Genomic DNA, 20,911 nt, shown 5'->3' with positions numbered 1-20,911 from the left:
TGATCCAGCGCTGTTCAAGCATTCCTGGATGTCCCGGACAAGCCGGGCCATGACGTTTGCGATGGTTTCCTTCTATCTCGCCAGATCCGTTCGTCCCATCAGGTCGAGATCGATGGCCCTGGCGGCCTGCCTGCCTTCGCGGATGGCCCAGACGACAAGCGACTGGCCGCGCCGCATGTCGCCGGCGGCATAGACCTTGTCCACCGAGGTCCGATAGCCCAGCGTATCGGCGAAGAGATTGCCGCGCTTGTCGTAATCGGCGCCCAGTTCGCTCAGCATTCCCTCCTGAACCGGCCCGGCAAAGCCGATGGCGAACAGCACGAGATCGGCCTTGATGACGAATTCGCTGCCCGCAATCGGCTGGCGCCTGCGGTCGACGCGGGCGCATTCGACGCCAATGACCTCGCCCCGTGCACTGCCGAGGATTTTCATTGTCCCGGCGGAAAATTCGCGTATGGCGCCTTCCGCCTGCGAGGAGGAGGTGCGCATCTTGACCGCCCAATTGGGCCAATTGGTCAGCTTGTTCTCCAGCTCGGGCGGCATGGGGCGCACATCGAGCTGGCTCACCGCGATGGCGCCCTGGCGGAAGCTGGTGCCGACACAGTCCGAAGCGGTGTCCCCGCCCCCCACCACGACGACATGCTTGCCGGCGGCGGAAAGCTGGAACTGGTCCGAGACATCCTCCCCGCCGACGCGGCGGTTCTGCTGCACGAGAAAGGGCATGGCGAAGTGGACGCCGGCGAAATGCTTGCCGTCCACCGCGACATCGCGCGGCTTTTCCGCCCCGCCGCAAAGCAACACCGCGTCATGGTCACGCCGAAGATCGGACAGCGGGGTGGTGACGCCGACATTGACGCCATAATGAAAACTGACGCCTTCGGCTTCCATCTGCCCGACACGGAAATCGATATGCTCTTTTTCCATCTTGAAGTCGGGAATGCCGTAGCGCAGCAGCCCGCCCGCTTTGGGCTCGCGCTCATAGACATGCACGTCGTGCCCGGCCCGCGCCAATTGCTGGGCGGCGGCCAGTCCGGCCGGGCCCGACCCCACAATGGCGACGCGCCTGCCGGTCTTTCTGGCGGGCACTTGCGGCCTGATCCATCCGGCGCGGATCGCCTTGTCGGCAATGGCCTGTTCCACCGTCTTGATCGCCACCGGCACGTCTTCGAGATTGAGCGTGCAGGCTTCCTCGCAGGGAGCGGGGCAGATGCGCCCGGTGAATTCGGGGAAATTGTTGGTCGAGTGCAGATTGCGCGCCGCCTCTTCCCAATCGCCATTATAGACGAGGTCGTTCCAGTCCGGGATCTGGTTATGCACCGGGCAGCCAGTGTCGCCATGGCAGAACGGCACGCCGCAATCCATGCAACGCGCGGCCTGGTCGACCACCCGCGCTTCCGACAGCGGAATGGTGAACTCGCCGAAATGGCGCACGCGGTCGGAAGCCGGCTCATAGCGCGCCTCCTCGCGGTCGATTTCGAGAAAGCCTGTTACCTTACCCATTTCGCTCTCTCCCTTACTCAGCCGCCACAGCCGCGCCCGAAGTGCGGTGCTTTTCCATTTCGAGAATGGCGCGGCGATATTCGACCGGCATGACCTTGACGAATTTCGGCCGCATCTGGCTCCAGTTCTCCAAAATCTGTCTGGCCTTGGCCGAGCCGGTATAATGGAGATGATTGGAGATCAGCTGGTGCAGCCGCTCGTCGTCATGCTTGGTCATGTCGCCGGAAATATCGACCCGCCCATGCCATTCGAGATCGCCACCGTGATGGTGGAGTTCACGCATCAGGTCTTCTTCTTCCTGCACCGGCTCCAGATCGACCATGGCGAGATTGCAGCGCGAGCGGAAACTGCCGTCCTCGTCCAGCACATAGGCGACGCCGCCGCTCATGCCCGCCGCGAAATTGCGCCCGGTCGGCCCGATGACGACGACAAGCCCGCCGGTCATATATTCGCAACCATGGTCGCCCGTGCCCTCGACCACCGCGATGGCGCCCGAATTGCGCACCGCGAAGCGTTCGCCGGCGACGCCACGGAAATAGGCTTCGCCCTCGGTCGCGCCATAGAGCACCGTATTGCCCACGATGATTGCCCGGCTCGGATCGAACGACACCGTTTCCGACGGACGCACCACGATGCGCCCCCCCGATAGCCCCTTGCCGACATAATCATTGGCATCCCCGATCATGTCGATGGCGATGCCCCGGGCGAGGAATGCGCCAAAGGCCTGTCCGGCCGTACCGCGCATGGTGATCGAGATCGTGTCCTCGGGCAGCCCCTCATGGCCATATGCCCTGGCCACGGCCCCCGAAAGCATGGCGCCAGCCGAACGGTCGCGGCTGCGGATCGGCATTTCGATCTGCACAGGCTGGCCGTTTTCGAGCGCCGGGCGCGCCAGTTCGATCAGCCTGCGGTCGAGCACCGCTTCGAGGTGATGGTTCTGGCTTTCGGAATTATGGAGGCTATCGCCCTCGACCGGCTCGGGCTTGTGGAACAGGCGCGACAGATCGATGCCATGGCTCTTCCAGTGATCATCGGCCCGGCGCTGGTCGAAGAGATCGGAACGCCCGATCAGCTCGTTGAGCTGGCGCGCGCCCAACCCCGCCATCAGCCCGCGCAATTCCTCGGCCACGTAGAAGAAGAAATTGATCACATGCTCGGGCGTGCCCTTGAAGCGCTTGCGCAAGACCGGGTCCTGCGTGGCGACGCCGACCGGGCAGGTATTGAGGTGGCACTTGCGCATCATGATACAGCCCGCCGCGATCAGCGGCGCGGTGGAAAAGCCGAATTCATCGGCCCCCAGCAGCGCCCCGATCAACACGTCGCGCCCGGTCTTGAGGCCGCCATCGACCTGGAGCACCACGCGGGAGCGCAGCCGGTTCAGCACCAGCGTCTGATGGGTTTCGGCAAGGCCGATTTCCCATGGCCCGCCCGCATGCTTGAGCGAGGTCAGGGGCGACGCGCCGGTGCCGCCATCGAAGCCGGAGACCACGATATGGTCGGCGCGCGCCTTGGCGACGCCCGCCGCGACCGTGCCGACCCCCACCTCGGAGACCAGCTTGACCGAAATGCTCGCCGCTTCATTGACGTTCTTGAGGTCGTAGATCAGCTGCGCCAGATCTTCGATGGAATAGATGTCGTGATGCGGCGGCGGCGAGATCAGCCCCACGCCCGGCGTCGAATGGCGCGTCTTGGCGACGATCCAGTCCACCTTGTGGCCGGGCAATTGCCCGCCTTCGCCCGGCTTGGCGCCCTGCGCCACCTTGATCTGGATCTGGTCGGCATTGACCAGATATTCGGCGGTGACGCCGAAGCGGCCCGAGGCCACCTGCTTGATGGCGCTGCGCAGCGGATTGACCGATCCATCGGCCAGCCTCTTGTAGCGATCGGGCTCCTCGCCCCCCTCCCCGGTATTGGACTTGCCGCCGATCCGGTTCATGGCCATGGCCAGCGTCGTATGCGCCTCGCGGGAAATCGAGCCGAAGCTCATCGCCCCGGTAACGAAACGGCGCACGATCTGGGCCGCCGGCTCCACCGCGTCGATGCCGATGGCGGGCCCGAGCGGGCGGATGTCGAACAGGTGGCGGATGGCCATATAGCCGTTCTCGCCGGAATTGGCGCGCCTGGCATAGCTGTCATAGCGCTCCTGCGCGATGCCGGGCGCTTCCTCGGCAGTGCGCACCGCATGCTGGAGATCGGCGACGAGATCGGGCGACCAGGCATGCTTTTCGCCCCGTACGCGATAGGCATATTCGCCCCCCACATCGAGCGCCTTCTTGAGCACCGCGTCGTCGCCGAAGGCATCGGCATGGCGGCGCACGGTTTCCTCGGCGATTTCACTGAGGCCCACGCCTTCGATCGAGGTGGCGGTGCCGAAGAAATACGTCTTCACGAATGCAGAATTGAGCCCGACCGCGTCGAAGATTTGCGCGCCGCAATAGGATTGGTATGTGGAAATGCCCATCTTGGACATGACCTTGAGCAGGCCCTTGCCGACGCTCTTGATGTAGCGATAGACCACTTCATCGCCCGAGACTTCCTCGGGATAATTGCCCTCGGCATGCAGCGCCTGCAACGCCTCGAAGGCGAGATAGGGATTGATCGCTTCGGCGCCATAACCGGCCAGCATGGCGAAGTGGTGGATTTCGCGCGCTTCCCCGGTTTCGACCACGAGGCCCGTCGAGGTGCGCAGCCCCTTGCGGATCAGGTGATGATGCACGGCGGCGAGCGCCAGCAGCGTGGGAATATCCAGCCGCTCCACCGAGACCAGCCGGTCGGAGAGGATGATGATATTATATTCGCCCCGCACCGCCGCCTCGGCCTCGCGGCAGATGGCGTCGATGGCCGCCTCCATCCCCTCCGGGCCATTGGCTGCCGGATAGGTGATGTCGATGGTCCTGGTCTTGAAGTGATTGTCCTCGATATCGCCGATGGCGCGGATCTTCTCCAGATCCTCATTGGTGAGGATGGGCTGGCGCACTTCGAGCCGCTTTTCCCGCGCCGACCCGGCAAGGTCGAAAATATTGGGGCGCGGGCCGATGAAGGAGACGAGACTCATCACCGATTCCTCGCGGATCGGATCGATGGGCGGATTGGTCACCTGCGCGAAGTTCTGCTTGAAATAGGTGTAGAGCAGCTTGGGCTTGTTGGAGAGCGCCGAGATCGGCGTATCGGTGCCCATCGAGCCCACGGCTTCCTGGCCGGTCGTGGCCATCGGCGCCATCAGCAGCTTGATGTCTTCCTGGCTATAACCGAACACCTGCAAGCGGTCGAGCAGCGCATCGGTCGGCTCCGGCGCCTTGGGCGGCACGGCGGGCAGGTCTTCGAGCACGATCTGGGTGCGGGCCAGCCATTCCCGATAGGGATTGCTGGTGGCCAGCGTCTGCTTGATTTCCTCGTCGGAGATGATCCGGCCTTCCTCGAGATCGATCAGCAGCATCTTGCCCGGTTGCAGCCGCCAGCGCTCGACAATGTCTTCGTCGGCAATGTCCAGCACCCCCGATTCCGAGGCCAGAACCACATGACCTTCCCGCGTCACCAGATAGCGGGCGGGCCGCAAGCCGTTGCGGTCGAGCGTCGCCACCACGTAGCGCCCATCGGAAAGGCTCATGGCGGCAGGGCCGTCCCAGGGCTCCATCAGCGCGGCGTGATATTCGTAAAAGGCGCGGCGCTGTTCATCCATCAGCGGATTGCCCGCCCAGGCTTCGGGGATCAGCATCATCGCCGCATGCGGCAGCGAATAGCCGCCGCGCACCAGAAATTCGAGCGCATTGTCGAAACAGGCCGTGTCCGACTGGCCTTCATAGGAGATCGGCCAGATCTTGGTGATGTCCGCGCCAAAAAGCGGGGACGAGACCGAGGCCTGCCGCGCCGCCATCCAGTTCACATTGCCCCTGATGGTGTTGATTTCACCATTATGGGTGGTCATGCGATAGGGATGGGCCAGCTTCCAGCTTGGAAACGTATTGGTCGAAAAGCGCTGATGCACCAGCGCAATGGCGCTTTCGAAAGCCTCGTCATGCAGGTCGGGATAAAAGGCGCCCAACTGGTCGGCGAGGAACATGCCCTTGTAAACCAGGGTCCGTGCCGACATCGAGACGACGTAAAAGCCATTGTCGCTGTCGCTCTCGGGCACCTTTCCATAGACCGAATTGGAAATGACCTTGCGCACGATGAGCAGCTTGCGCTCGAACGCGTCCAGCGTCAGCCCGTCCGGCCTTGCAATGATCATCTGCTCGATGATCGGCTGGGTGTCGATGACGCCACGGCTCAGCCCGCCATTATTGGTGGGCACCACCCGCTCACCCAATAGGCGCAGACCTTCCTGCTCGAGACAATGGCGCACCATGCCGGCGCAGCGATCCCGCAATCCCGCCTCATTGGGATAAAAGATCATCGCCACCGCGTAATGATGCTTTTCCGGCAGCGCGAAGGGCAGAACCGCCCTGAAGAAGGCATGGGGGATTTGCACCAGAATGCCCGCGCCATCGCCCATCAGCGGGTCCGCGCCCACCGCGCCGCGATGTTCCAGATTTTCAAGGATTTCGAGGCCCTTCTCGACCACTTCGTGGCTGGCCCTGTTCTTGATATTGGCGATCATGCCGATGCCGCAGGCATCGTGCTCATGCGCGGGATCATAAAGCCCCTCCGCCGCCGGCCTGCCTGTCGCGCGCTTGCCACTGGCGATGAACTTGTTGCGGGCGACAGGTTCCGTCTCGGCGGAAAGTCCGGTCCGTTCGTGTGCCATGGCTCAACCTCATCTGTTCATCGCCCGTCATCGGGCTATTGCTTATTCGCGCGCGCATCCTGTTGTTGCCGGTGGAGCCGGCCCGCTGGACGCATCTTTTCCTCAGGGTCGGAGCCGCCGCCTCGATCGTACTCTTGTGTACGGCCCGGATAAGCACTCACGACCATGAACCAGGAGAGCGGCACTGCATCCAAATGGCCGCTCGGAATTCGGGCTCAATTACAGCCCCGCCTGCCCGTTTCCATTCTCGCCGAATGGGCCAGCCGGACCAGCGTGCGCGCTGGCCGCGGAGAGCGGGGCGACGCCTCAGATAGGACAGACATACTGCCCTAACACAGGCACATTTGCACAATTCAAAATCACGAACAAGCGCCAAAGTTGGACTTGCGGAAAAAATCTATAGGATCAAATTGGAATTATAATAGGAATAATAGGACTTAACACCCAAGGCTTAGTCCATTTTGCACAATGCGCGAGCGTAATGCGCTAAAACTAAGCATTATTCCTATTATTGCTCATCTATTTCCCATCAATTCCTATTGTGATAAAAAATATCTCATAGGACATAGGTCGACGCGCAGGATCAGGCGCGCCACGCTCAGGCCACGCCCCGGCCTTTCGTGACCCTATCGGGGAAATTTGCCGCTTTTATGGGCGTGCGAAATCAATGCCCGCCGCCAATGGCGGTCAATCACACCAGCATGATTTTAGGGAAAGGCCTCTCAGCCCAGGGCGTCGAGCACCGCGTCGACTTCATCCCGGCTTGGCGGCTGGCAGCCCTTGCGGCCGCAATTGATCCCGGCCACCACCGCGCCAAAGCGCAGCATGGCCTGCAATTGCCCCGCATCGAGTCCCGCCATACCCCCGGTCCGCAGTGCTCCGGCCTCTCCCAGCCAGGTGAGGATACCTGCCATCAGGCTGTCGCCGGCGCCCACCGTGTCGCCAAAAACCGGCGGCGCATAGATCGGTGCCGCGCCTTGTGCCTGTCGTGAAAAGGCGCGCGAGCCGCCCTCGCCCAGCGTCACCACCACCAGTTCGCATTTGGGGCGCTTCAGCAATTCGGCAGCGAAATCGGCAATGCTGGTGCCCGGCGCCAGCCAGTCGTGATCGTCTTCCGAAAGCTTGATCACATGGGCGCTGTCGAGAAAATCCGAGAGGCGCGCGCGATAGCCTGCCTCGTCCTCGATCAGCTTTTCGCGCACATTGATGTCGATGGAGATCGTCGCGCCACGCGCCACGGCTTCCGCCACCACATCCCGCCAGATCGCCGCATCGTCGGGCAGGATCGGGCAGAACCCTCCGATCTGGTAGAGCGTCACCGCCTCGGGCAGCGCCGCCACCAGGCCCTCGCGCGTAAAGGCATGATCGGCCCCGCGCTCGAACACATAGGACGCCTGCATCTTCTCGTTAAAGCTCACGATGGCGCGGGTCGTGGGCGCCTCGACCCGCTCCTTGAGCAGCACCTTGACCTCCGCTTCCTCCAGCGGCGTCAGCAGCAACTCACCATATTGATCCGTGCTGATCGGGCAGAGAAACCCCGCATCATTGCCCAACCGGGCCAGGGCGATGGCGCAGTTGAACGGCGATCCGCCCGCCAGCGCCACCCGTTCGGCGTCGGATTCGGCCGATACCGGCACCAGATCGATCAGGCTTTCCCCACCCACCACAAACATGGCGTCCTCCACACGAACAATTTTGCGCTGAATACCAGTTCCATCCCGTTTGTCACCTTTTCTGTCGCCAGATCGGCTGCTCTTCCGGCCCGGAAAATATTGACCGACCGTACGGATGGTGTTCAATCAGGTCGGGAACATGACGCACTTGGGAGAGGATGTGTCGTGGTAAAAAGAGGGAGGCCCCGCAATTGCAAGCACTCGCCGCGCTGGTCAAGACGATCAGCGCCATCAACTGGCTTGTGGGCCAGGTTCTGTCATGGCTCGCATTGGCCTGCGTGCTGGTCTGTTTCACCGTCGTCGTACAACGCTATTTCTTTCACACCTCGATCCTGTGGATGCAGGATCTCTATGTCTGGCTGTCAGGCGCCATGTTTACCGGGGTCGCCGGTTTCGCGCTCCTGCGGCAGGATCACGTCCGGGTGGACATTTTCTACCGCCCGGCATCGCTGCGCCGCAAAGCCATTGCCGACCTGATCGGCGTGGTCTTCTTCCTCATCCCCTTCATGGTGGTGGTCTGGACCTACGCCTTCCCCGCCATCCGCCGCTCCTGGGGCTTTTATGAAGCCTCCTCCAATATCGGCGGCATGCCCGGCCTGTTCATTCTCAAGACCTTCATTCTGGTCTTCGCCATACTGGTGGGCCTTCAGGGAATTGCCATGGCGGCGCGCTCGATCCTGGTGCTTGGTGGCCAGGAAGAGCTTCTGCCTGCCCAGATGCGCTACGCGGCCGAAAAGGGGCATGGTTGATGGATCCCGTTCTTCTTGGCGAAATTCTCGCCGGCCTGATGTTCTTCGGCGTCATCGGCATTCTGCTGATCGGCTTTCCGGTCGCCTTTTCCCTGGCCGGCACGGCGCTGCTTTTTGGCCTTCTCGGGTGGTGGTTGGGCGTTTATGACCCCTCCAATTACGGCTCTCTCGTCGGCCGCTATATCGGGCTGATGACCAATGAAGTCCTGGTCGCGGTGCCGCTCTTCATCTTCATGGGCGTGGTTCTCGAACGCTCCGGCATCGCCGAGCGCCTTCTCGTGACCATGGGCAAGCTGTTCGGCAATGTGCGGGGCGGGCTCGGCTTTTCGGTGATCATCGTGGGGGCTTTGCTGGCCGCTTCGACCGGCGTGGTCGGCGCCACCGTGGTCACCATGGGCCTGATCTCGCTCCCGGCCATGCTGCGCTCTGGCTATGATCCCAAGCTCGCCAGCGGCGTCATCTGCGCCTCCGGCACGCTGGGCCAGATCATCCCGCCCTCCACCGTGCTGATCTTCATGGGCGACATGCTCTCGGGGATCAACGCTCAGGTGCAGATGAGCCAGGGCAATTTCGCGCCCGAACCGGTCTCGGTCGGCGCGCTCTTTGCCGGCGCAATCATTCCCGGCGTCATGCTGGTGGCGCTCTATATGCTCTGGGTGGCCATCAAGGCCATTTTCGATCCCCAATCCTGCCCGGCAACGCCGGTGCCCGAAGACCAGAAGAGGGATCTGGCCCGCGAAGTCGTCGTCGCCCTGGTGCCGCCGCTATTGCTGATCGTGGCCGTGCTCGGCTCGATCCTGGGCGGCATCGCCACCCCGACCGAGGCGGCATCGGTCGGTTCGGTCGGCGCGCTGCTTCTGGCCCTGCTCAATCGTCAGCTCTCCTTCGGCATCCTCAGGCAGGCGGTCATCTCCACTGCCACCATCACCTCGATGGTGTTCATCATCCTGTTCGGCGCCGCGGTCTTTTCCGTGGTCTTCCGCATGATGGGCGGCGAGAACCTGGTGCATGAATTCCTCTCCAACATGCCGGGCGGGGCCATCGGCGCCACACTGGTCGTCATGTTCATCATGTTCCTTCTGGGCTTCATCCTCGACACATTCGAGATCATCTTCATCGTGATCCCGATCACTGCCCCGGTGCTGCTGGCGCTGGGCGTCGATCCGCTCTGGCTCGGCGTGGCCGTCGGGGTGAACCTGCAGACCAGTTTCCTCACCCCGCCCTTCGGCTTCTCGCTCTTCTATCTGCGCGGCGTCGCCCCGGCTTCGGTGACGACGGGCATGATCTATCGCGGGGTGATCCCCTTCGTGGCCCTGCAATTGGTGGGTCTGGCCCTGCTATTCGTCTTCCCGGACCTCATCACCTGGCTGCCCAGAATGCTCTACAATTAGCCGGCGGCACCAATAGCAAGGGCCGGATGGGACAACCATCCGGCCCTTTTTTCTAGCTCCTGAGGCCCGGCGCTTCCTGGCCGGTGGCCGCGACATATTCGGTGTAGCCGCCGCCAAGGACTCGCGCCCCCTCCGGCGTCAGTTCCAGCACGCGATTGGACAGCGCCGCGAGAAAATGCCGGTCATGGCTGACGAACAGCATCGTGCCCTCGAAAGTGCTCAGCGCCTCGATCAGCATCTGCTTGGTCCCGATATCGAGATGGTTGGTCGGCTCGTCCAGCACGAGGAAATTGGGCGGATCGAACAGGATCAGCGCCATGGCGAGACGAGCCTTCTCCCCGCCCGAAAGCACCCGGCATTTCTTTTCGATATCGTCGCCCGAAAAGCCGAAACACCCCGCCAGCGCCCGCAAGGGGGCCTGTCCGGCCTGCGGAAAGGCCGCTTCCAGCGCCTGGAAAATCGTCTGGTCGCCATCGATGACATCCATGGCGTGCTGGGCGAAATAGCCCAGCTTGACGCTGGGCCCGCGTGAAATCGCCCCCGCATCGGGCTGGCTGGCGCCCACGACCAGCTTCAGCAATGTCGATTTGCCCGCACCATTGACGCCCAGGATGCACCAGCGCTCGCGCCGGCGCACATGGAAGTCGAAGCCTTCATAGATGGCGCGGCTGCCATAGGCCTTGGAGACGCCCTCGACCCGCACGATGTCCTCGCCCGAGCGCGGCGCCGGGCGGAATTCGAAAGCCACCACCTGCCGGCGCTTGGGCGGCTCGACCCGGTCGATCTTGTCGAGCTTCTTGACCCGGCTCTGCACCTGCGCCGCATGGCTGGCCCTGGCCTTGAAGCGCTCGATAAACGCCACTTCCTTGGCCAGCATGGCCTGCTGGCGCTCGAACTGCGCCTGCTGATTGCGGTCGGCGACCTCGCGCTGGCTTTGGTAGAAGTCGTAATCGCCGGTATAGGAGGTCAGCGTCCCCGCATCGATTTCCAGCACCTTGTTGACGATCCGGTTCATGAACTCGCGGTCATGCGAAGTCATCAGCAGTGCGCCGCTATAGGTGTTGAGAAAGTTTTCCAGCCAGATCAGGCTTTCGAGATCGAGATGGTTGCTCGGTTCGTCCAGCAGCAGCACGTCGGGCTTCATCAACAGGATGCGCGCCAGCGCCACCCGCATCTTCCAGCCACCCGAGAGCGCGCCCACATCGCCATCCACCATTTCGGGCGAAAAACCCAGCCCGGCCAGCACTTCGCGGGCCCGCCCATCGAGCGAATAGCCGTCCAGTTCCTGAAACCGCCCCTGCACCTCGCCATAGCGCTCGATGATCGCATCCATGTCGTCAGCCCGCTCGGGATCGGCCATCGCCGCTTCGAGTTCGGCCATTTCGGCCATCATTTCGCTGACCGGCCCCGCCCCGTTCATCACCTCGGCCACCACCGGGCGGCCCGCCATGTCGCCGACATCCTGGCTGAAATAGCCGATCGAGGTGCCGCGATCGACCGAGACCTGCCCCTCGTCTGGGGCTTCCTCGCCGGTGATCATGCGAAACAGCGTGGTCTTGCCCGCCCCGTTCGGCCCGACCAGCCCGATCTTCTCGCCCCGGTTCAGCGCCGCCGACGCCTCGATGAAGACGATCTGCTTGCCGTTCTGCTTGCCAATATTTTCGAGCCTGATCATGCCTGTATTGAGCCTTTGGGGGGATAAGCGGGGCGGAAGTGCGCTCCTAAAGCATCCGCGACAAATCCTGGCAAGGGCACAAGGGCAAAGCCATGCAGAAGCCTCAATGTGTCGCTATCTATGCTCAGCGCCACCTGCGATGCAGGTTCTCAGCGCATTGCTGTGCGAAAACAAAAGCTTGGAACGCCCCGTTCAATACTTTGGGGCCAGGCGATCGGGCAAACATGCCCATTGCACAGCTGACCAAACAGGTCGATGATCTCCGGTTATACTGAACGCTCACCCTTCGAAAGGACGCCATGAACATCTATCTCGTACTCGTCAACATTGCCGGCGCGGTCACCCTGCTTTTATGGGCAACCCGGATGGTGCGTACGGGTATGGAGCGTTCACAAAAAGCGGTGCTGCACCGACTGCTCGGCCAGGGCAAGCGCAACCATTTCAAATCCGCTGCGCTGGGCGGTTTCGTCGCCATTCTGCTGCAAAGCTCGACGGCGGTGGCGCTGATCGCCGCCGGTTTCGCCGCCAGCGGTCAGCTCACGCTCGCGGCGGGCCTCGCCACCATGCTCGGGGCCGACCTGGGCTCGGCCATCGTTGTGCAATTGCTCAGCGTCAATCCGTCCTGGCTGATGCCGATCCTGATGATCCTTGGCGGCGTCATGTTCTTTCGCGGGCACAACCGCGACGTAAGACAGGCCGGCCGCATCGTCATCGGCATCGCGCTGATCCTGATGTCGCTGCGCCTCATCGGCGAGGCGACGATACCGCTGCGCGAGGCCGAAGTCCTGCCCGAAATCGTGGCCTATCTTGCCGGCGATCCCTTCACCGCCTTCCTGCTGGCGGCCCTGTTCACCTGGGTGATCCATTCCTCCGTCGCCTTCATCCTGCTGGTGGCCACCTTCGCCACCCAGGGCCTGGTGCCGTTCGAGCTGGGCGCGTCCATGGTGCTGGGCGCCAATATGGGCTCCTCCATCATTGCCTTCATGCTGACGCGCGGCGGCAGCGCGGCGGCGCGGCGCATCACTCTGGGCAATTTCATCTTCCGCGCCGTCCTCGCCGTGGCTGGCCTGGGCCTGCTCTGGCTCAGCCATGTCCCGGGCACCTGGCTCGGTCCCGACGCGGCGCGCCAGATCATCAATTTCCACTTCGCCTTCAACCTCGTGCTCATCGCGCTGGCTTTGCCACTGACCTCGCTCATGGCCAGGCTCACCACGCGCCTCGTGCGCAGCGCGCCCCAGCCGTCCCATCCGCTGGTGGCGCCCATGCGCCTCGACGACAATCTGATCGGCAATCCGGCTCTGGCCCTGGCCAGCGCCAAGCGCGAATTGCTGCGCATGGCCGAGATCGTCGAGCGCATGCTGCAACCGGTCATGGAACTCTATGAGATCGCCGATCCCGAAAAGATCCGCGAGATCAAGCTGCTCGAACAGGCGGTCAATGCCGCCCAGTCCGACATCAAGCTCTATCTCTCGCGCATCCATTATCCGCACCCCGAAGGCGCCGACGCCCTGCGCGGACAGGAACTGGCGCAATTGGCCATCAATCTCGAATATGTCGGAGACGCCGTGGTCAAGACCCTGGTGAAACTGGCCGAGTCCCGAGCCGAGCAGAAGCTCAGATTTTCGCCCGCCGGCTGGCGCGAGCTCAACGATCTCCACCATCGGGTCGTCGACAATCTCCATCTGGCGCTCAACGTGCTGATGTCGGAAGACCGCGCAGCGGCCCAATTGCTGCTCGAGCAGAAGGCTTCGCTCGGTCATGCCGGCCGGCTCAGCGCCGCCGAACATCTGGCGCGGCTGCGCGAGGGGGCCCAGCAATCCATCGCCACCAGCGACCTGCATCTGGAAACCATCCGCGCCCTCAAGAACATCAATTCCCTGCTCGCCAGCGTCGCCTATCCGGTGCTGCGCCGGACCGAGGAGCCGCAGGCGCAGGGCGGCTGACCGCCAGAGTCCCGCTGCGCGCTGACCGAAACGAAAAGGCCCCATCCGCACGCGGATGGGGCCTTCTTTTTGTCGATTACCCGCCGGGTTCTAGCTCAGCTTGAAATATTTCTCGCGCGCGGCGAGGAACAGCGAATCCGTGCCATCGGTCTTCTGGCGCACGATATTGAGCGCCGAAACGAAGCTCTCCGCCGTCTTCTTGGTCAGCGCGTCGCCGCTTTCGCGGATTTCGGTGAGCAATTCGGTGGCCGCCTTCGCGCCGGCCTCGAGGATTTCCTCGGGGAAATGGCGGATCTGCACGCCGTGCTGTTCCACCAGCGCCTGGAGAGCGCGGGGGTCATTGGCCGCGAAGTCGGCGGCCACGGCGTCATATTCGGCCTGGCAGACGTCGCGGACGATGGCCTGCAGGTCTTCGGGCAGCGCCTGATACTTGGCCTTGTCCACCACCAGTTCGGTGGCCAGGCCCGGCTCGATGAAGCTGGGGAAATAGTAATTCTTGGCGATCTGGTAGAAGCCCAGCGCCAGATCGTTATAGGGGCCGACGAATTCGGCGGCGTCCAGCGTGCCCGATTGCAGCGCGGCGAAGATTTCCCCGGCCGCCAGATTGGTCACCGAGGCACCCAGCTTGGCCCAGACCTGTCCGCCCAGGCCCGGCGTGCGGAACCGTAGACCCTGCACGTCGGCGACGCCGGTCAGCTCGTTCTTGAACCAGCCGCCCGCCTGGGTGCCGGTATCGCCCGACAGGAATCCCTGCAAGCCGAACTGGTCGTAGATTTCGTCCCAGATTTCCTGCCCGCCCATATAGCGGACCCAGCCGGTCAGTTCGCGGCTGGTCATGCCATAGGGCACGCCGGTGAAGAAGCTGAGGCCCTGGCTCTTGTTCTGCCAGTAATAGGCGGCGCCGTGGCTCATTTCCGCCGATCCGTCGATCACGGCGTCCAGCGCCTGCAGGCCCGGCACCATTTCGCCGGCTGCAAAGACCTGAATGGTGAGCCGTCCACCCGAAGCGGCGGTGATGCGGTCGGCGATGCGCTGCGCGCCTACGCCCATGCCCGGGAAATTCTTGGGCCAGGTGGTCACCATGCGCCAATGGATATTGCCTTGGGCAATGGCGGGGGTCGCCAGCGTCGCAGCCGCAGCGGCGCCGATCGTGGCGACGGATGCCTGCTTGAAAAAGTCACGTCTCTTCATTCAATCCCTCCAAAAAAAGCCCGCCTTTTTGGCGCGCCGGCTCGGCGGGACGACCCTCTCCCAAGGTCACGCCGAACGCTGCTAACAAAGCAAGCGCCGCGAAAAGTGTCCAGCATGTTGTTGTCCTGCATGACGACGCCGTCCTTTGACAGCCTCGACCCAAGAATTCGGCGCCGGATCAGGGATTAAATACTGGGCTGCGGTGTTGGTGACTTTGGAGGCGCAGCCGCGCCCCCGCCAAACGGAGGAATTCCCATGCACATGCCTTCACTTCTCGCCGGCGCCGCAGCACTCGTGCTTCTGGCCACGCCGGTTCTCTCCGCCGAATATCTCGGCGGCGCCGTCAAATCCGTCGATATCGGCGGCAAGATGGTACTGACCGGCGCCAATGACATGACGCTCTACATCTTCGACAAGGACAGTGCCGGCGTCACCAATTGCTACGATGACTGCGCCGCCAAATGGCCGCCGCTCTTTGCCGATGACGGCGCCACGCCCGAGGGCGAATTCACCCTCGTGGAACGCACCGACGGCACCAATATGTGGGCCTATAAAGGCATGCCGCTCTATTTCTGGGTCGATGACCAGGCCCCCGGCGACATTACCGGTGACGGCGTCGGCGGCGTCTGGCATCTTGCCATCGAATGAAGACTGACGTTTAAGGACGAACCCGGCGTGGTCGATTTTCTCGATGAGCTCGAAACCTGCATCCCGGCTTTGCGCCGCTATGCCCGCGCGCTCACCCGCGATGCCGACCGCGCCGACGATCTGGTGCAGGACTGTCTCGAACGCGCCATCGCGCGGCGCGGCCTGTTCCGGCCCACCGGCCCCTTGCGCCCCTGGCTGTTCACCATCCTGACCAATCTCCACCGCAACGCGCTGCGCAGCCGGCGGCGCCATGGCGACATGGCCGATATCGACGCCATGCCCGAGCTTGGCATTCCGGCGCCGCAGCCCGGCCATCTGGCGCTTGCCGAACTCGACCGCGCCATCGGCACCCTGCCGCTCGACCAGAAGGAGGCGCTGCTGCTCGTGACCCTCGAAGGCCTCGCCTATGCCGAGGCCGCCGCCATTCTCGGCATCCCCGCCGGCACGCTGATGAGCCGGCTCGGCCGCGCCCGCGCCACCTTGCGCCAGATCACCGGCGGCGCCCACGAGCCGCATCTGAGGACCATCAAATGAGCGAGATCACCCGCGACATGGTCATGGCCTTTCTTGATGGACATCTGGATGAGCCCGCCCGGAGCCGGGTTGAAACCTGGCTCGCCGCCAATCCCGATGCCATGGCGGAACTGGGCCAGTTACAGCGCCAGTCCGATGCCATCCGCACCCTTTATGGCCCCGTCATCAGCGAGCCGGTCCCGGCCCGGCTGTCGCCCCGGTCCATGGCGGCCGAATACGCCCGCCGCCGCTGGCGGATCCTGTCCCGCGCCGCAATGATCGTCGGCCTGCTCGGCATCGGCCTGGCCACCGGCTGGCTGTTGCGCCCCGCCATCGAGGGGCCGGCCCTCTATGAGCGCCTCATCGCCGACGCCGTCAGCGCCCACAATGTCTATGTCGCGGAAAACCGCCATGCGGTGGAAGTGTCCGGCGAGGAGACCGAGCATTTGTCCAGCTGGCTCTCCAGCCGGCTGGACACCGCCCTCGTCATGCCCGACCTCTCCGAAGCCGGCCTCGACTTTCTGGGCGGTCGGCTGCTGCCTGCCCCCGCGCTTCCCGGCGGCCGCGCCGCCCAGCTCATGTATGAAGATGCCAGGGGCCAGAGAGCGACGCTCTATGTCACCCCCGCCATTGACGCCGGCGGCCCCGAACTCGAAACGCTACGGCTGGGCGGCGACAACGTGCTGTATTGGGCCAGCCTCGTCGTCACCTGCACCATTGTCGGCCCGCAATCGCCCGAGACCCTGCGGGCGCTCGCCAGCATCGCCTTCGCCCAATTGACGCCGTCCGCAACGGTGCCTGTCTACCGCGAACTCTAGCCCCGCGCCTTGGGCGCATTGCGCGGCGGCAGGTCGTTGGAATAGATGTTGTGCGGTCCAACATTGAGGATGTCGCGCTCCCCGCACAGCGCCATCGTGGTGTCCAGTTCCTTGGCCATGATGTCGAGCACCCTGGTGACGCCCGCTTCCCCGCCCGCGCCCAGCCCATAGAGCATGGGCCGGCCGATAAAGGTGGATTTGGCGCCATAGGCCAGCGCCTTGATCACGTCCTGCCCCGAGCGGATGCCGCTATCGAGATAGACCTCGGTCTTGTGGCCCACCCTGTCGACGATTTCGGGCAGCACGCGGATACTCGAAGGCGCGCCGTCGAGCTGGCGGCCGCCATGATTGGAGACCACGATGGCGTCGGCGCCATTGTCGAGCGCCGCCTGCGCGTCATCGGCGTCGAGCACGCCCTTGACGATCACCGGGCCGCCGAACCGCTCCTTGATCCAGCGCACATCGCCCCAATTGAGCGCTGGGTCGAACTGGCTGGCCGTCCACGCCGAGAGCGAGGCCAGGTCATGATCGCCCCCCACATGGCCCACGATATTGCGGAAGGTCCGCCTTTGCGTACCCAGCATGCGCAGGCACCACGTGGGATGCTGCATCATCTGCCAGACCGAATGCGGGGTGAATTTGGGCGGGGTGGACAGGCCGTTGCGGATGTCCTTGTGCCGCTGCCCCAGGATTTGCAGATCCATGGTCAGGATCAGCGCCGAACATTTCGCCGCCTTGGCGCGGTCGATCAGCCGATTGATGAAATCGCGGTCGCGCATCACATAGAGCTGGAACCAGAACGGGGCGCTGGTATTTTCCGCGACATCCTCGATGGAACAGACGCTCATGGTGGAGAGCGAGAAGGGGATGCCGAATTTTTCGGCGGCCCGTGCCGCCTTGATCTCGCCATCGGCCACCTGCATGCCCCCGGTCGCGGCGGGCGCGATGGCGATTGGCATGGCGATCTTCTGGCCCAGCATCTCCACCTTGAGATTGCGCCCCTCAAGGTTCACCGCGATTTTCTGGTTGAGCAGGATCTTGGAAAAATCGCTCTCGTTCTGCCGATAGGTACTCTCGGTATAAGAACCGCTATCGGCATAATCGAAGAACATTTTCGGCACGCGCCGATGGGCCAGGCGCTTCATCTCATCGACGGTCAGAACCTTGTTGATGGCACTCATTGGCGGGCACTCCGGCTGTTTCGCCTGCCCTAGCAACTAACATGTTAGTCGTCAACGCCCCTAACCCATGGGCGTGCTCACCCGCCGGTTGACCATCAGCGTCGAGAAGATCACGGCGAAGGCGAAGACCACCATGCCGCCCGCCAGCATATGCGCCTTGTCCCATTCCAGCCGCTCGACGAAATCGTAGATGGCGATGGACATGACCTTGGTCTTGCCCGGAATATTGCCGCCGATCATCAGCACGACGCCGAATTCGCCCACCGTATGGGCGAAAGCCATGATGCCGCCCACCAGGTAACCTGGCCGCGCCAGCGGCAGGATCACCCGCCAATAGAGCTGCCAGCGCGACGCGCCCAAAGTGTCCGCCACCTCCAGCACTTCGGTCTCGATGGCGGCAAAACCATTGCGCAATGGCTGCACCATGAAGGGCAGCGAGGCGATGACCGAGCTGATGACCAGCCCGCCAAAGGAAAAGGCCAGGGTCCGCGCCCCCCACAATCCCGCCAGTGCCCCGCCCGGCCCGTTCGGCCCCAGCGCCAGCAGCAGATAAAAACCCAATACGGTCGGCGGCAGCACCATGGGCATGGTCACTAGTGCCCCGATCGCCTCCTTGCCCGCCCAGCGCCCATGCGCCAGCCACCAGGCCAGCGGCGTGCCGATGATGAGCAGGATCAGGGTAACGCTGAACGCCAGCGTGACCGTCAGGCTGATGGGAGCAATGAGGGGGGCAAGGTCCATGAAATTCTCAGCGTAAAATACCCTGCCATTCGGCTGTTTCGCCCCCATCCCCTTGAGGGAAGGGTAGCGACAACCAAGGCATCGGTGCCGGCAGGAAAACTCAAGGCACAGAATAGCCCGCCGCCTCGATCACAGCCACGGCTGTGTCGGATTTGAGGAAATCCAGGAAAGCCAGGGCCGCCGGATTGGTTTCGCCATGCTTGAGCAGCACCGCCCCCTGCGCGATGGGCGTGTGCAATTCACCCGGCACCAGCCATTGATCGGTTTTGCCCAAAACCTGGCTGGCGGCGACGAAACCCAGCTCGGCATTGCCGGTTTCGACGAATTGCAGCGTCTGGGAAATATTCTCGCCCCACACCACTTTGGGCTCGATCGCCGCGTAGAGCCCCAAACCCGTCAGCGTTTCCACCGCCGCCTTGCCATAGGGCGCCGCCTGCGGATCGGCGATGGCGATCTGGCTGAACGCAGCCTTGAGTGCGGCTTCGCCATCGCTCAGATCGCGTCCCGGCCCATAAAGCGCCAGCCGACCTTCGGCATAAACGAAGAATGTGCCATCGACGCCATGACCTTCGCTGATCGCCAATTGCGGGCGGGCGGTGTCGGCGGCCAGGAACACGCTAAACGGCGCCGCCTGGGTGATCTGGGTATAAAGCCCGCCGGTGGCGCCGAAGCTCAGTTCCACCTCATGGCCGGTTTCGGCCTCGAACAGCCCGGCCAATTCCTCGGCCACGGCGGTGAAATTGGCGGCCACCGCCACATTGACGCTTTCGGCAAAGGCCGGCAGCGCGCTCGTGGCAAGAAGGGCGGCGGCGAGCAGGATACGGGACACGGCAAACTCCGATATGTCTTGTTGACCATATCGTGGACCGGAACCGGAGATGCTGGCAAGCGATATGTTCAGCCCGACCTATCGGAAAGCAAAGATCGCAAAGCCGCGACATCCGGCGCAATCGCCGCTTCAGTCTTGGCCTGCATCGCGCGATAGGCGTCCAGCACCGCCTGCCCCAGCGCCGTCAACACCGCCCCGCCCTGTTCGGCCCCGCCGCGTTTCGACAGCACCAGCGGCTGCCCGAACCCCTCATTGAGCGCCTGCACCAACCCCCAGGCGCGCTTGTAGCTCATCCCCATCGCCTTGCCCGCCGCCGTGATGGAGCCGGTTCTGGCAATGCCCTCAAGCAAATCCGCCCGCCCCGGCCCGATATAGGCGGCCTCGGAAAGCACGATCCGCAGATGGCCGAGGCCATGAGGGGGAACAGGTCTCATCGTCTTGTGCCCACCCATCCGCAATCATTGCCGCGTGTTTCCAACCCGCCCGGCCTCCTCGCCATCGTCACCACCCGGCTGGTCCCGGCGGTCCATGCTGCGCTGCGGCAAGAATGGATTGCCCGGACCAGCCGGGCAATGATGAAGTTTAGAATTCTGGGGACGCAATCCCTGGCTGTTTAACCCCGCAGCCCGCTCGCCTCTTTCGCCAGCGCCTCGATGCGGGCGAAATCCCCGCTCGCCAGCGCGTCGGCGGGCATGATCCAGCTGCCGCCCACGCAGATCACATTGGGCAGGCTGAGATAGGTCTTGGCCTTGGCCGCGTCGATGCCGCCGGTGGGGCAGAAGGTGATGTCGGGCAGCGGCGAGGCGAAGGCCTTGAGCACCGGCGCCCCGCCCAGCGCTTCGGCGGGGAAGAATTTGAGGAAGGAATAACCCCGCTCGGCGGCGCTCATCGCCTCAGTGGGAGTGCCGATGCCCGGCAGCAGCGGAATGGCGATGTCGTCGGCGGCGTCCAGCAGGCGCGGCGAGGCGCCCGGCGACACCATGAAGCGGCACCCGGCATCGACCGAGGCCTTCATGTGGCTGCCATTGCGCACCGTGCCCGAACCGACAATGGCCCCGTTCACCTTGGCCATTTCTTCCATCACCTTGAGCGCATTGGGCGTGCGCAGCGTCACTTCCAGCACCGGCAGGCCCCCGGCGACCAGCGCTTCGGCCAGCGGGCGGGCCTGCGCCACATCGTCGAGAATGATGACGGGCACGACCGGGGCCAGCGAAAGAATGGAACGGATGGCGTTTGCGTCCTGCGGCATGAAACTTTCCTCGACTGGCAAAAATCGCAACAGCGTTAGGCGTCCGACCAATTTCCTGCAAGCGCG

16 protein-coding genes are annotated in these 20,911 nt (G+C 63.5%); 6 read left to right on the top strand and 10 right to left on the bottom strand.

The window, feature by feature from the left end; translation table 11 throughout:
* Nucleotides 1-72: 72 nt before the first annotated feature.
* The 3 genes from H0482_RS08200 to H0482_RS08190 all read right to left on the bottom strand — a co-directional run bounded on the left by H0482_RS08200 (nucleotide 73) and on the right by H0482_RS08190 (nucleotide 7,917).
* Nucleotides 73-1,500, bottom strand: a complete 1,428-nt coding sequence (locus tag H0482_RS08200; protein ID WP_193729542.1) for a glutamate synthase subunit beta — start codon at nucleotides 1,498-1,500, stop codon at nucleotides 73-75.
* Nucleotides 1,501-1,513: 13 nt separating this feature from the next.
* Nucleotides 1,514-6,184, bottom strand: coding sequence for a glutamate synthase large subunit (gltB, locus tag H0482_RS08195; RefSeq protein ID WP_407925709.1), 4,671 nt, complete (start codon nucleotides 6,182-6,184; stop codon nucleotides 1,514-1,516).
* 782 nt (nucleotides 6,185-6,966) lie between these two features.
* Nucleotides 6,967-7,917: a PfkB family carbohydrate kinase gene (locus tag H0482_RS08190; protein WP_193729540.1), complete on the bottom strand. Its 951-nt coding sequence runs from the start codon at nucleotides 7,915-7,917 to the stop codon at nucleotides 6,967-6,969.
* A 191-nt stretch (nucleotides 7,918-8,108) separates the two neighbouring features.
* Between H0482_RS08190 and H0482_RS08185 the strand changes: the two genes are divergently transcribed.
* Together H0482_RS08185 and H0482_RS08180 are read left to right on the top strand one after the other, a co-directional pair.
* Nucleotides 8,109-8,666, top strand: a complete 558-nt coding sequence (locus H0482_RS08185) for a TRAP transporter small permease subunit (RefSeq protein ID WP_193729539.1) — start codon at nucleotides 8,109-8,111, stop codon at nucleotides 8,664-8,666.
* Nucleotides 8,666-10,057, top strand: coding sequence for a TRAP transporter large permease (locus H0482_RS08180; protein WP_193729538.1), 1,392 nt, complete (start codon nucleotides 8,666-8,668; stop codon nucleotides 10,055-10,057). The genes H0482_RS08185 and H0482_RS08180 overlap by 1 nt, the downstream gene beginning before the upstream one ends.
* 52 nt (nucleotides 10,058-10,109) lie before the next feature.
* On the opposite strand, the gene H0482_RS08175 is transcribed toward H0482_RS08180, so the two are convergent.
* A complete protein-coding gene (locus H0482_RS08175; protein ID WP_193729537.1) occupies nucleotides 10,110-11,732 on the bottom strand; it encodes an ABC-F family ATP-binding cassette domain-containing protein in 1,623 nt (540 codons plus the stop codon).
* A gap of 299 nt (nucleotides 11,733-12,031) precedes the next feature.
* On the opposite strand from H0482_RS08175, the gene H0482_RS08170 reads away from it, so the two are divergent.
* Nucleotides 12,032-13,675 carry a Na/Pi cotransporter family protein gene (locus H0482_RS08170; RefSeq protein ID WP_193729536.1) on the top strand — a complete coding sequence of 548 codons (1,644 nt, stop codon included), beginning with the start codon at nucleotides 12,032-12,034 and terminating at the stop codon, nucleotides 13,673-13,675.
* A 90-nt stretch (nucleotides 13,676-13,765) separates the two neighbouring features.
* On the opposite strand, the gene H0482_RS08165 is transcribed toward H0482_RS08170, so the two are convergent.
* Complete coding sequence (locus H0482_RS08165; protein WP_193729535.1) at nucleotides 13,766-14,866, bottom strand: TRAP transporter substrate-binding protein; 1,101 nt, start codon at nucleotides 14,864-14,866, stop codon at nucleotides 13,766-13,768.
* A 255-nt stretch (nucleotides 14,867-15,121) separates the two neighbouring features.
* Between H0482_RS08165 and H0482_RS08160 the strand changes: the two genes are divergently transcribed.
* Genes H0482_RS08160 through H0482_RS08150 form a run of 3 tightly spaced genes read left to right on the top strand, consistent with a single transcriptional unit; the run spans nucleotide 15,122 to nucleotide 16,845 of the window.
* Nucleotides 15,122-15,514, top strand: coding sequence for a COG4315 family predicted lipoprotein (locus H0482_RS08160; protein ID WP_193729534.1), 393 nt, complete (start codon nucleotides 15,122-15,124; stop codon nucleotides 15,512-15,514).
* 27 nt (nucleotides 15,515-15,541) lie between these two features.
* Nucleotides 15,542-16,048, top strand: coding sequence for a sigma-70 family RNA polymerase sigma factor (locus H0482_RS08155; RefSeq protein ID WP_193729533.1), 507 nt, complete (start codon nucleotides 15,542-15,544; stop codon nucleotides 16,046-16,048).
* A complete protein-coding gene (locus H0482_RS08150; protein ID WP_193729532.1) occupies nucleotides 16,045-16,845 on the top strand; it encodes an anti-sigma factor family protein in 801 nt (266 codons plus the stop codon). Before H0482_RS08155 ends, H0482_RS08150 begins: the two co-directional genes overlap by 4 nt.
* Here the strand turns inward: H0482_RS08150 and H0482_RS08145 are convergent.
* The 5 genes from H0482_RS08145 to eda all read right to left on the bottom strand — a co-directional run bounded on the left by H0482_RS08145 (nucleotide 16,842) and on the right by eda (nucleotide 20,845).
* Entirely contained in the window at nucleotides 16,842-18,026 is a 1,185-nt protein-coding gene (locus H0482_RS08145; RefSeq protein WP_210319112.1) for an alpha-hydroxy acid oxidase, read from the bottom strand. The genes H0482_RS08150 and H0482_RS08145 overlap by 4 nt on opposite strands.
* A 60-nt stretch (nucleotides 18,027-18,086) precedes the next feature.
* Nucleotides 18,087-18,767: a molybdate ABC transporter permease subunit gene (gene modB / locus H0482_RS08140; protein ID WP_193729531.1), complete on the bottom strand. Its 681-nt coding sequence runs from the start codon at nucleotides 18,765-18,767 to the stop codon at nucleotides 18,087-18,089.
* A gap of 100 nt (nucleotides 18,768-18,867) precedes the next feature.
* Nucleotides 18,868-19,596 (bottom strand): molybdate ABC transporter substrate-binding protein, encoded by a 729-nt coding sequence (gene modA / locus H0482_RS08135; protein WP_193729530.1) that lies wholly within the window; start codon nucleotides 19,594-19,596, stop codon nucleotides 18,868-18,870.
* Between the two features lie 68 nt (nucleotides 19,597-19,664).
* Nucleotides 19,665-20,030 carry a winged helix-turn-helix domain-containing protein gene (locus H0482_RS08130; protein ID WP_193729529.1) on the bottom strand — a complete coding sequence of 122 codons (366 nt, stop codon included), beginning with the start codon at nucleotides 20,028-20,030 and terminating at the stop codon, nucleotides 19,665-19,667.
* Nucleotides 20,031-20,209: 179 nt separating this feature from the next.
* Nucleotides 20,210-20,845: a bifunctional 4-hydroxy-2-oxoglutarate aldolase/2-dehydro-3-deoxy-phosphogluconate aldolase gene (gene eda, locus H0482_RS08125; protein ID WP_193729528.1), complete on the bottom strand. Its 636-nt coding sequence runs from the start codon at nucleotides 20,843-20,845 to the stop codon at nucleotides 20,210-20,212.
* Nucleotides 20,846-20,911: the final 66 nt, after the last annotated feature.

This window comes from Devosia faecipullorum, assembly GCF_015158295.1.
Classification (GTDB): Bacteria; Pseudomonadota; Alphaproteobacteria; order Rhizobiales; family Devosiaceae; genus Devosia; species Devosia faecipullorum.
This window is presented reverse-complemented; position numbering and strand designations above follow the sequence as displayed.

What these genes read in the sequence shown, in the direction of transcription:
- H0482_RS08160 (WP_193729534.1), top strand. Translation starts at nt 15,122, where the DNA reads ATGCACATGCCTTCACTTCTCGCCGGCGCCGCAGCACTCGTGCTTCTG.
- H0482_RS08175 (WP_193729537.1), bottom strand. Translation starts at nt 11,732, where the DNA reads ATGATCAGGCTCGAAAATATTGGCAAGCAGAACGGCAAGCAGATCGTC.
- H0482_RS08165 (WP_193729535.1), bottom strand. Translation starts at nt 14,866, where the DNA reads ATGAAGAGACGTGACTTTTTCAAGCAGGCATCCGTCGCCACGATCGGC.
- H0482_RS08180 (WP_193729538.1), top strand. Translation starts at nt 8,666, where the DNA reads ATGGATCCCGTTCTTCTTGGCGAAATTCTCGCCGGCCTGATGTTCTTC.
- H0482_RS08190 (WP_193729540.1), bottom strand. Translation starts at nt 7,917, where the DNA reads ATGTTTGTGGTGGGTGGGGAAAGCCTGATCGATCTGGTGCCGGTATCG.
- eda (WP_193729528.1), bottom strand. Translation starts at nt 20,845, where the DNA reads ATGCCGCAGGACGCAAACGCCATCCGTTCCATTCTTTCGCTGGCCCCG.
- H0482_RS08145 (WP_210319112.1), bottom strand. Translation starts at nt 18,026, where the DNA reads ATGAGTGCCATCAACAAGGTTCTGACCGTCGATGAGATGAAGCGCCTG.
- H0482_RS08150 (WP_193729532.1), top strand. Translation starts at nt 16,045, where the DNA reads ATGAGCGAGATCACCCGCGACATGGTCATGGCCTTTCTTGATGGACAT.
- H0482_RS08200 (WP_193729542.1), bottom strand. Translation starts at nt 1,500, where the DNA reads ATGGGTAAGGTAACAGGCTTTCTCGAAATCGACCGCGAGGAGGCGCGC.
- H0482_RS08130 (WP_193729529.1), bottom strand. Translation starts at nt 20,030, where the DNA reads ATGAGACCTGTTCCCCCTCATGGCCTCGGCCATCTGCGGATCGTGCTT.
- H0482_RS08170 (WP_193729536.1), top strand. Translation starts at nt 12,032, where the DNA reads ATGAACATCTATCTCGTACTCGTCAACATTGCCGGCGCGGTCACCCTG.
- modB (WP_193729531.1), bottom strand. Translation starts at nt 18,767, where the DNA reads ATGGACCTTGCCCCCCTCATTGCTCCCATCAGCCTGACGGTCACGCTG.